Source organism: Pseudomonas sp. GW821-FHT01D09, from assembly GCF_059422465.1.
Map to the genome: position 1 here is coordinate 379,160 of NZ_JBWKWY010000001.1, position 11,145 is coordinate 390,304.

Annotated in this window: 8 protein-coding genes; 5 read left to right on the top strand and 3 right to left on the bottom strand. The window is 61.3% G+C overall.

Annotated features, from left to right (window positions below; genetic code table 11):
• Positions 1-11 precede the first annotated feature (11 nt).
• From AC07W7_RS01865 to AC07W7_RS01875, 3 genes are read left to right on the top strand one after another with little or no spacing between them, the layout of a single operon-like run.
• A complete protein-coding gene (locus AC07W7_RS01865) occupies positions 12-3,425 on the top strand; it encodes a beta-ketoacyl synthase N-terminal-like domain-containing protein (RefSeq protein ID WP_495038514.1) in 3,414 nt (1,137 codons plus the stop codon).
• A gap of 29 nt (positions 3,426-3,454) precedes the next feature.
• Positions 3,455-3,931, top strand: coding sequence for an SRPBCC family protein (locus AC07W7_RS01870; RefSeq protein WP_495038515.1), 477 nt, complete (start codon positions 3,455-3,457; stop codon positions 3,929-3,931).
• Positions 3,928-4,620 carry an outer membrane protein gene (locus AC07W7_RS01875; protein ID WP_099169749.1) on the top strand — a complete coding sequence of 231 codons (693 nt, stop codon included), beginning with the start codon at positions 3,928-3,930 and terminating at the stop codon, positions 4,618-4,620. The genes AC07W7_RS01870 and AC07W7_RS01875 overlap by 4 nt, the downstream gene beginning before the upstream one ends.
• Positions 4,621-4,732: 112 nt before the next feature.
• On the opposite strand, the gene AC07W7_RS01880 is transcribed toward AC07W7_RS01875, so the two are convergent.
• Positions 4,733-5,227 (bottom strand): DUF934 domain-containing protein, encoded by a 495-nt coding sequence (locus AC07W7_RS01880; RefSeq protein ID WP_076961087.1) that lies wholly within the window; start codon positions 5,225-5,227, stop codon positions 4,733-4,735.
• Entirely contained in the window at positions 5,211-6,869 is a 1,659-nt protein-coding gene (locus AC07W7_RS01885; RefSeq protein WP_495038516.1) for a nitrite/sulfite reductase, read from the bottom strand. The genes AC07W7_RS01880 and AC07W7_RS01885 overlap by 17 nt, the downstream gene beginning before the upstream one ends.
• Positions 6,870-7,321: 452 nt before the next feature.
• Here AC07W7_RS01885 and AC07W7_RS01890 point away from each other — a divergent pair, with 452 nt between their 5' ends.
• Positions 7,322-8,401 carry an ABC transporter substrate-binding protein gene (locus AC07W7_RS01890; RefSeq protein WP_495038517.1) on the top strand — a complete coding sequence of 360 codons (1,080 nt, stop codon included), beginning with the start codon at positions 7,322-7,324 and terminating at the stop codon, positions 8,399-8,401.
• Positions 8,402-8,407: 6 nt separating this feature from the next.
• Here the strand turns inward: AC07W7_RS01890 and AC07W7_RS01895 are convergent, their stop codons facing one another.
• A complete protein-coding gene (locus AC07W7_RS01895; protein WP_076961084.1) occupies positions 8,408-8,623 on the bottom strand; it encodes a DUF2970 domain-containing protein in 216 nt (71 codons plus the stop codon).
• A 113-nt stretch (positions 8,624-8,736) separates the two neighbouring features.
• Between AC07W7_RS01895 and AC07W7_RS01900 the strand changes: the two genes are divergently transcribed.
• The gene (locus tag AC07W7_RS01900) at positions 8,737-11,097 is read left to right on the top strand and encodes a dermonecrotic toxin domain-containing protein (RefSeq protein WP_495038518.1); all 2,361 of its coding nucleotides are present in this window, start codon (positions 8,737-8,739) and stop codon (positions 11,095-11,097) included.
• The last annotated feature ends 48 nt before the right edge of the window (positions 11,098-11,145 follow it).

The window sequence follows — 11,145 nt, forward strand, 5'->3', positions numbered from 1 at the left end:
GAGGAAAGGACATGCAGAGCACGGTGACACCCGAGGGGGATTTTTGTTTCAGCGCCATGGCCGGTGAGTTTCCTGGCGCGCCATCAGTGGATGCGCTTTGGCACTTGTTGGCGCAAGGGCAGGTGGCCCCTCTGAATTCGATGCTGCCACGTTGGGAGCAAGATAAAGCCTCGGTCTATTCGGCCACGGTCGGGGAAAAGAATCGCACCTACCTGGACAGTGCTTATTGCCTGGTCGACAGCGCAACGACCCCTTCACGGTATGAAGGACGGCAGGTCGCCATTGGCCAGAAAGTGCTCCAGTCACTCCTGGCCCAGCTGGCAACCCAAGGTTCGGCGCCAATCAGGGAGCGCACCGCGTTGGTGGTGGCGACGTCCTGGAGCGACGAGAGTTTTTTCCTGCCGGCAATGTCGGCAGAGGCCCATGGGCCACACTATGGGCCAGCTGAACAAGTGGCGGAACTGGCGACGGCGCTGGGGTTGGGAGGGCCGGCATTGTCAGTCGACACCGCCTGCAGTTCGTTCCCCTACGCGCTCAACATGGCCCAGGCCCTGGTCAACAGCGGGCAGGCGGACAGCGCAATCGTCATGGCATTGAACACGGTACTGCCACTGCCACTGTTCCTTGGGTTTTCCCAGTTGACCGCCTTTTCGCCCAGGGCCCGGATGCAGGCGTTCGGGCGCGACGCGGACGGTATTGTGCCGGGGGAGTGCGCGGTGGCTTTCCTGGTCGAGCCAGTCTCCCAGGCCCTGCTGGCGCAGCGCCGCCCCCTGGGCATCCTGCGGGCCTTGGGGCTGTCGGCCGATGGCGCCGAGGGCTCGGTGTTTTCCCCTGGCAAACAAGCCCAATATGCGGCGTACCAACGGGCCTATATCGGCCTGGACCCCGGCACGGTGGACTACATCGAGACCCATGGCACGGGTACACCGCTAGGGGATGCGACCGAACTCGACTCGTTGAGCAGCTTCTTGCGTGCCTATTGCACTGACGGTAAGAAAATACCCATAGGCTCGATCAAATCGGTGATCGGGCACCCTCTGGCGGCGGCAGGCGGTGCCTCGCTGGCCAAGACGTTGATGATACTGCGACAAAAAACCATTCCCCCCCAGCCCGACTACTCACCCAGCGCAAAGCTCGATGAATCCTGCCTGCAACTGGCGACCGGGCAGGGGCAGCCTTTGGCCGACCGTCAGTCGGCGATTCGGATCGGCATCTCCAGCTTTGGTTTTGGCGGTGCCAACGCGCACCTGGTGGTGGATCAATACCTGCCCGACAACCGGCCCATTGCCCCCCGAGTCAGCCCCGGCGTGTTGAGGCTGGACCTGGGTATTGTCGAGGCGGAAGCGGCGATTGGCAGCCACTTCTCGCTACATTCACTTAAGCAACAACTTGATCAGCCGGCAGCTCCCCTGGTTGGTTTTCCCCATGGCCGCTTCGTTGATGGCGCGGCCGCTTCGGCTCAGCCGTTGCCCGGGCGATTCCTGGCGCAGGATCATGTGATTGAGATCGATGGCTTCGGCATGGGGCCCAAACTATTGGCCAGTGTCGATCCGTTCAAACTGTTGATCACCGATCGCGTCAATCATTTACTGCGCCGCCTGCCCGGGGTGGCCGGTTCATCCGGCGCCGCGATGGTGATGTGCTGCAACCTGGGCGGAGAGCACTTCAGCAACGTCTACAGCCGTGTTCACAATGCTTTGGGCCCGGTACAAGGCATCCCTCCTGGGCAGGATACGCTGGACGTGGCAACCGGTTTGCCCAGTATGTTGTCTGGCTATCCGGCGAAAATTTTTGACTTCAAGGGGTTTCATCAGACGCTGGCCGGCACACCGGGGCTGTTCTGGCACGCCCTGCTGGCCGCGCAACAATGGTTCAAGGAAGGTATCACGACGCTCTTGCTCGGCGCGGGGCGCTTTGTCAGTGCGCCTGCCGAGCTCGCACGCATCCGGCAGTCATCGACGTTCCAGGGGGAAGGGGTGGGGGTGTTTGCCTTGCGGCCCTATCGACCGGACGCCAGTGACACACCGTTGTTGGTGATCCGCGCAGCGGTCCTGGGGCATGCCGCATCCTCGCTGGAAGAGGCGTGCGCACAGCTGGGCCAGGTGCGAAGCGATGTTCAGCATATTGAGGTGTGCGAGTTGCAGCCAACGGCAGCGTGTACCGGCGGCTCATGGCAAGCGATAACCGGTTGCCTGGCTGAAGCCACGGGTGTCGAAACCCTGTTGGCCGTGATGATGAAGGCGGCGGTTCACTCGGTGATCGAGGTTCGCAAGGCCGGGGAGCCCGTGATGTGGTTATTCACTGAAAAACTGCGGGAGTGGGGCGCGACAGCCCCTGAATGCGCCCCAGCCATCAAGCGTCCCTTTGAATTGCGCTTCGCTCACCCGACGCCTCAGCCATTGCAGCCCTTCAGCGGGCCTGGCTGTCCTGTCAGCCCTGTGGCTGATTTGCCAAGCGATGACAGCGGTATGCTGGAACTCAGCGACCGGCTGACAGAGACACTGCTCGCGGCGCTACGCGTCAGGGGCCGGGCCATCGAAGAGCTGTTTGCCCTGCACCATGACGCTCATGCCAGGCCGGCCGAGCACTGGCAGCGCAGCCCGGAAAACATCGTGATCAGTCATGTCCGCCGCAGTACGCAGGCACTGCACGCTCAATTGGTGGTGAATGAAGCGCACCCCTACTTTTTTGATCACCCACTTGATCACGTCCCCGGCATTTTATTGATCGAGGGCGTGCTGCAATTGGCCGAGCTCGCCATGCCTCCACGCAGTGGCCGGGTTGCTTATGTCAACACCCTGGATATCAAGTTCCAGCGCTATGTCCAAAAAGAAGGGGCGATTGATCTGCAGCTGGAGCAAGACAAAGACCTGCCGGTATTCCGCGCCACGGTCCGCCAAGATGGCAAGCTCATGTGCACCTGCACCCTGGGCATGGCCTACCACTCGGTGCACGAGGCGTTGCCCGCCGCTCGGTTCACTGCGACCGCCTGCCGCGACAAGGCCTTGCTGCACAAGGCCAGGCAAGAAAACGTGCTGGTCAGTGACATGAGCGATATCGCCCAGGGCCTGAGCGTAGAAACCCTCAAGCCGGCTGACGAGCACTTTTTCCAGCAGGGCGGCCCCAAGCACTATTCGATGGTGTATTTCCTGGAAGTCGCCCGCCAGTGCTTCATGCAGATCGCCCACAGCCACCGGCGCATCCCTGTGGGCACCCCGATGAACCTGCTGGCCTTGAGTTTCACCCTGGATCGACCGATCCCGACGAACAGCCCGCTGTTACTGGCACCACGCATCAACGTTGATGCACCTGAGCAGTCCTTCAAAACCTACCGTATCTGTATCGACCTGTTCAACCAGGGAGCAAAGATCGGTCAATCCGAAATTACCGCGCAATTGCTGAGTCGCGCTCACTCTGGCGCATGACAGCGCCTCCGCTTAACCCAGGTGAAACCGTGAACGATGTCACTGTGAAAATCCGCGTCAAATCCCCCCCGTGTGAAATATGGAAGATCTGGAGCAATTTTTCCGAGGCGCCATTGTGGGATACCGACGTCAGCCATTGTGAGCTTGCTGGTCTTTTCCAGCCTGGAACCCGAGGTCAATGCATCCTCAAAAATGGCCTGCGCATGCCACTGACCATTGAGGCGGTAACGCTGCATGAGAGCTATCGGAACACGGCAAAGCTGCTGTGGATCAACCTTGAGTTTGACCACCGGATGCACCGGCTCTCCCCGCAGGAAACCGAGGTCATCCACAGCGCGAAGATCTGCGGGCCCTTGAGTTTTTTGTACCGGGGGCTGTTACGCAAAATGCTTACTGCCGTAATGGCCACCGCACTGGACAACCTGCGGGCGTTGGCTGAGCAGCGGACAAATGCCCTGACTCATCCCGAGCATGAGCTATCGGCAACCTATTTGGAGCGAGTATGAACTTAAGAAAAAACACTCAGCGCCTGGTGATGGGCGTCATTGGCCTGGGACTCACCGTTCCAGCGTGCGCTGAAACGTTCGGTCCGTATGTCACGATAATGGGGGGGCTGAACTGGGTTGCTCCCCATGACCTCAACCAGAATAATGTCAATTTTGTCGAGGTGGAGCTGGACGAGTCTTTGCACTCCGGCCTCGCGAGCGGGCTGGCGGTTGGCTGGCGATTTCCCGTCGGGCTCAGGCCCGAGCTGGAGTTGAGTTATCGCAAAAACGCCCTGGTCCGCTTCAATAACCGGGTCTACGATGGCGGCGGGAGCATCGACGCCAAAGGTGAAGAGCGTGCTAGCAGTCTGATGGCCAACCTTTGGTATGAAGGTTTTAACCTCCCGGCGTCCTTCAGTCGGTTCAGCCCTTATATTGGCGGTGGGGTGGGCTACATTGACCTGAGCGTCAGCGGCCTGAAAGCCGGAGGTGTCTCATTTGGTGGCACCCATCGTGACACCGTAATGGCCTACCAGTTGGGCGCAGGGTTCGGTTATGAGCTGTCACAGCAATGGGCCATGCTCCTGGAATACCGCTACCTCAAGACTCGCACTGCGCATTTTGGTGACATTCAAGGCCTACCCCCAGGCGATGTGAGCATGACCTATGGCGCGCAGTCCTTGATGCTGGGTCTGCGTTATGGCTTCTGAGTGATGGCTGACGGCTGATGCCGCGAAGGAGGGGCACCCGCAGGCGCCTGACCGGCGCGGCGTACCACCCCAAAAAAAGCCCTGACATGTCAGGGCTTTTTATCGGCTGGCTTCAGCGCCGGCGAAACAGCGGCAACGGCTCATCCGTCGCGGCCTGGTACGTCACCGAAAAGTCCTTGAGACTCTCCAGCGCTTCGTACGGGTCTTTGTCCGCGCGCAAGGCGTAGGCATCGAAGCCGCAGCGGTGCAGGTAGAACAGCTGGTCGCGCAGCACATCGCCAATTGCCCGCAGCTCGCCCTTGTAGCCATAGCGGTCACGCAGCAGGCGTGCGTTGGAGTAGTTGCGCCCGTCGGTGAAGGCCGGGAAGTTCAGGGCGATGACCTGGAAGTGGGCCACATCATCCCCGATTTCTTCGGCTTCTTCATCGGCGTCCAGCCACACGCCCAGGCCGCCATCGCGTGCCTTGAGGGCGTGGCCATGCTCGCGCCACAGGGCCAGCGGCACGATCAGGTCGTCGCAGTTGGAGATGCCATCGAAGCTCGCATCCTTGGGCAGCAGGTGCCAGGTTTCGTCGACGACTTGGTTGTTCTTAATGATTCGCTGCATAGACGCGCTCCTTGAACAGGTCAATGCCAATGCGCTGGTAGGTGTCGATGAAGCGCTCATCTTCGGTGCGCTGTTCGACATAGACGTCGATCAGCTTGCCGATCACATCAGGCATGGCTTCCTGGGCGAAGGATGGGCCGAGGATCTTGCCCAGGCTCGCATCGCGGCTGGCGCTGCCGCCCAGGGACACTTGGTAGAATTCTTCGCCTTTCTTGTCCACCCCGAGGATGCCGATGTGGCCGACGTGGTGGTGACCACAGGCGTTCATGCAACCGGAGATGTTCAGGTCCAGCTCGCCAATGTCGAACAGGTAGTCCAGGTCGTCGAAACGGCGCTGGATCGATTCGGCAATGGGAATGGACTTGGCGTTGGCCAGGGAGCAGAAGTCGCCACCCGGGCAGCAGATGATATCGGTCAGCAGGCCGATGTTCGGCGTGGCAAAACCGCCTTCGCGCAGTTCGCCCCAGAGGGTGAACAGTTGGCTCTGCTCAACGTCCGCGAGGATGATGTTCTGCTCGTGGGACGTGCGCAGTTGGCCGAAGCTGTAGCGCTCGGCCAGGTCGGCAACGGCGTCCAGTTGCTTGTCGGTGATATCGCCAGGTGCTACGCCAGTCGGCTTGAGCGACAGGGTCACCGCCACATAGCCCGGCTGCTTGTGCGCCAGGGTATTGCGGGTGCGCCAGCGGGCAAAGCCCGGATGTTGCTGGTCGAGTGCCGCCAGTTCGGCGTCCTGGTTGCCCAGGGCCTTGTAGTGCGGGTCGACAAAGTGCTTGGCCACACGATGCACTTCGGCTTCGGTCAGGGTGGTCTGGCCGCCGCGCAGGTGCTCCATCTCGGCATCGACTTTCTGGGCAAACACCTCGGGGGTGAGGGCCTTGACCAGGATCTTGATGCGCGCCTTGTACTTGTTGTCGCGACGGCCATAGCGGTTGTACACACGCAGGATGGCGTCGAGATAGCTCAACAGGTCTTGCCAGGGCAGGAATTCATTGATGAATGCGCCCACCACCGGGGTACGCCCCAGACCGCCGCCCACCAGGACCCGGAAACCCAGGTCGCCGGCGGCGTTGTACACCGGCTCCAGGCCGATGTCGTGGACTTCGATCGCGGCACGGTCGGACGCTGAGCCATTGATGGCGATCTTGAATTTACGCGGCAGGTAGGCAAATTCTGGGTGGAACGTCGTCCACTGGCGAACGATCTCGCACCAGGGGCGCGGGTCGATCACTTCATCGGCGGCCACGCCGGCAAACTGGTCGGTGGTCACGTTGCGCAGGCAGTTACCGCTGGTCTGAATGGCGTGCATCTGCACGGTGGCCAATTCAGCCAGGATGTCCGGCACGTCTTCCAGGGCCGGCCAGTTGAACTGTACGTTCTGGCGGGTACTGATATGGGCATAGCCCTTGTCGAAGTCGCGGGCAATCTTGGCCATCATGCGCGTCTGGCGCGAAGTCAGTTGGCCGTAAGGCACGGCCACCCGCAGCATCGGCGCAAAGCGCTGAACATAAAGGCCATTTTGCAGGCGCAGAGGGCGGAACTCTTCTTCGCTCAGTTCGCCTGCCAGATAGCGTCGGGTCTGATCACGGAACTGCTTGACGCGGTCCTCGATGATGCGCTGATCGTATTCGTCGTATACGTACATATAGGTCCTGTTCTCGGCAAATCTGCGCGCACGGCCGCGCACTCGCAACGGAGCCGGCGCACGATACCAGCTTGCGTTTATGCGCAAAAGTGATGTTTTAGCATATGCAAATAACCAAACAACCTAATGAGAACGGTTATCGCGATACCCACATTTGTCATACGGGCAATCATCGACTTTACTGTGGTCGAGTCTTAATGCAATCAGCCATAAAACCGACAAGAGGCGATGCGATGAGCAATCCAACCAAAGCCCGTAAACCCGACAGTACCGTGGACGCCTGGGCGATTCTGTTCCTGATTATCCTGGTGGTGTGTACCGCCGTGTTCTGGGTCAGCCACCAATAGGGGGAACTGACCGCGACGAAGCTGTTCGCGCTGCTGACAAATAGCCAAGATCAAAAGGCTTATTGCCACTATCATGATCTGTCAATTTTCAGGGTTCGGGCAGCAATGTTGAAGGTTCTCTGCGGGTGCTTGTGGTGGGTGGGGATGATGTTCGGGACGATGGCCCATGCCACGTCGGTGGTGTTTCTCAACCCCGGTCTGTCCACGGAAACCTTCTGGGTCAGTTATGCGCAATTCATGCAGGCCGCGGCCAGGGACCTCGGCCTGGATTTGCGTGTGCGCTATTCCGAGCGCGACCGGCAAAACACCCTGCAACAGGCCCGCGAAGCGCTGCAAGGCCCGCAGCCCCCGGATTACCTGGTGCTGGTCAATGAGCAATATATCGCCCCGCAGATTTTACGGATGGCCCAGGGCAGCCAGGTCAAGCTGCTGATCGTCAATAACGCCCTGACCCCTGACCAGACGCAGTTGCTGGACGCGGGCAAATACCCCAATTGGCTGGGCAGTATCACGGCCAACGACGAGGAGGGCGGCTACCTGATGCTCAAGGAGTTGTTGCGCCAACGGGGGCCGGTCCCGGCGGGCGAGAGCCTGGACCTGCTGGCGTTTTCCGGGGCCAAGCACACCCCGACCGCCCAGGCGCGCGAGCAGGGCCTGCAACGGGCCTTGCGCGAGCACCCCGAAGTCCATCTGCGCCAGCTGGTCTACGGCGAATGGAGCCGCCAGCGCGCCTTTGAGCAGGCCACCCAGATGTTCAAGCGCTACCCGAAGACCGCGCTGGTCTGGTCGGCCAATGATGAAATGGCCCTGGGGGCCATGCAGGCCCTGGATGGCAGCGCACGCACCCCCGGCAAGGAGGTGTTGTTCAGCGCTGTCAACAGCTCGCCCGATGTCCTGCAAGCGCACCTGCAGGGACGGATCAGTGCCCTGGTGGCCGGGCATTTTACGGTGGGTGGCTGGGCCATGGTGCTGCTGCACGACGACGCAGCAGGCGTGGATATCCAGCGCCATGGCGGGCGCGAGCGCCAGGTGCGGTTATTTCAATTGATTGACGAGCCACAGGCCCGGCGCTTGTTGGACCTGTGCAACCATGAGGGCGACGGCGTGGATTTTCATGCGCTGTCGGCCCTGGATAAACCGGCGGCCTACCAGTATCCCTTCAGCCTGCAGATGCTGTTGAAATAAACGGGCCTAGACCCCAGCCACATGCAGCACCAGCTTGACGATGGCAAACAGCGTCAGGGCAAACACGGCGGTAAACAGGATCCCCAGCACCACAAAATGGCTGGGCTTGCCGTGGGTAAAGTCCCGCGCGCGGTTCTTGCCGCTCTGCACGCCAAAAGCGGCAGCCATCACGCTATGCAGCATCTGCCAGAAGGTTGGCGGTTTGTTGTCCGGTGTGTCCATGAGTCCTCCTGCGAGGTCTGGGGGAGGTTACAACTCCCAACAGAATAGACGTAGTTACCGTTGTCGGCCCTGGACCTTGTGATGTGCTGGGTTCCTTTTCCTGGAGCCGCATCATGACCGACTTGCCCGCGTTGCCGGCAACGCCCAGTATCCATCGACCGCTATTGATCCGCGCCATGCCGCAATGGCTGGTCCAGAGCACTGCGTCCCGCCGTATGGCGCTCAAACACGCCGATACCCCGTTGCCCCCGGCCTATTGGCAAGCGCCCCCCGAGCAACGCCAGGCACTGCACGACTGTTTTACCGCGAGTTTCATTGCCCAGACCGCCCTCGACAAGAGCCTGTCTGCCTTGCAGGGCATCGAGGCCTTTGCCCGGCCGCTGTTGCTCCAGGCGCTCAAGGATCAGTATGGCGTCACCCTTGCGCCTAACGTTGCCACCTGGTTGAACCTGCGAAAGGCCCTGCAAGTGAGTGATCTGAAGATCGGGGTCCAAACCTACGACTTTTTGCAGCTGGAGCTGTTGCAGGCCGCGCTGCATAACTTCGAGGCGTCCGAATGCGCGGAAGGGGCTTTTCACCCGTCGTCCGGCTTCCGCTGGCAGGTGGCAGGCAGCACCGACTCCATGCTGCCCGTGCGCCTGGGCGGGCTCAAGGTCCATCAATTCCTGGGGTTGTGCCGCAGCCTGGACCTGGGTGGGCAGTACCAGGCCTACATCACGGGGTTTTTTGCCACCCACCAGGCCACCCTGCGCGCGCAATTTATTGCCAGCCAGAAGGCCGCGCTGCGGGCCGCCGCCGAGCTGGCCCTGTTGCGCCAGGATATTACCCAGGCTGACTACACCATGGTGTTGTCGGTGATCGACGGCGAACGCGCGCCGCAGATCGGCGGGCAACCGGTGTGGCTCTGCGACCTCGGCCTGATGAAGCTGCGCATGACCGGCTGCGTACTGTTTTTGGCGTTCGATGACGAACATCTGGATTCCCCCATCCTGTACATCCCCCAGGACCCGCATCATCCCCTCAAACGCTATAGCGACCATGCCCAGCTGCTGGCGACCCTCAAGCAACGTTTCACCACGCCGGGCCCGGCCTCGGTCCGGGTGAGTCGGCCAACGGCGTACCAGGTGTTTTTCAGCCAGTTTGTCGAGTATGCCGATCGTCCTCATTACTTCAGCCAGTTCACCCAGGATGCGGCCGATGCCACCTTGCGCGAGAGAGTCGGCTCGAATTTCCCCGGCATAGGGCAGATGTATGAACTGATCAGCCAACTGACCCCCTTCAGGCTGAAGAACTTCCCGCCCTTGCCCCTTGCCCCGCAGGTGCCGAACCCGGACCCGTATCTGGCGCCCTTGGCGCTGGCGTTCCAAGGCCAGGTGTTTGGTAGCACTCAGGTCGATCTGTGGAGCTACCTGTATGAGCGACATCAGCACAAGTGCATCGCCGATGCGGCCGGCCATGCCGTGCCCACGGCGGCTGTCGATGCCCGGGTGCGCCAGCAGAAACTGGCCCTGTTGCTCAACCTCGAAATGTTCGCCCTCAGTGCCGTGGCGGGGTTCGTGCCGGTACTGGGGGAACTCATGATGGCGGTGATGGCCGAGCAATTGTTGACGGCGGTGATTGAAGCGACCCGGGAGTGGAGCGCGGGCGATCGCAAGGCTGCCCGGGCGCACTTGATCGACCTGGCGCAAAACCTTGCCTTGCTCGGCCTGACGGCGGGCGGCGGGAAGGCCTTGCGCCAACTCAGGCCGGAGCCGGTGATCGAAGGTTTGTCGGCGGTGAAGCTGCCAAATGGCCAGGTGCGCTTGTGGAGGCCTGACCTCGACGCGTACAAAAAGCCAATCTCCCTTGCGCCTGGAAGCCAGCCCAATGCTCTGGGGCAATACGAGGTCGATGGCCAACTGCATATTGACCTTGATGGCGCGTTCTATGAAAAGCGCTTCGACCCGCACCTCAATCAATGGCGAATCAAGCACCCCCGCGACCCCGGGGCGTATCAACCGATCCTTGAGCACAACCGGGCCGGTGCCTGGCGTCATCGGCATGAACACCCCTTGGCGTGGGATCGCCTGACCCTATTGCGTCGCTTGGGGCCCATCACCGAGGGGTTCTCGGATGAGACCTTGCGTATGATCGGCGAGGTGAGTGGCATTGATGACGATCGGTTGCGCAAAGTCCATGTGGATGGCTTGCCGGTGCCGGCGGTGCTGGCCGATACGCTGGAGCAGTTCAGGGCCGACCAGGACGTCGATGACCTACTGGGGCGGCTGCGCCGTGGCGCCGGCCTGGAGCGCCGCCACGAGTACGCCTTGCCCCTCACGGTGGAAATGCCGGGTTGGCCGCCCGGGCGGAGCGTGGAAGTGTTTGAGACGCTTGTCTTTGTGGGGCCTGTGCGCAGCCCGGCGGGGCTGGTCGAGGACGAGGCCGGCGCCTGCTGGGTCCCCTTGGGCGTGGTGATCAGCCGGGGACCCCGCTGACCGACGAGTGGGCCGCTGGCCACTGGGAACCGGCTGGGCACTCTATTC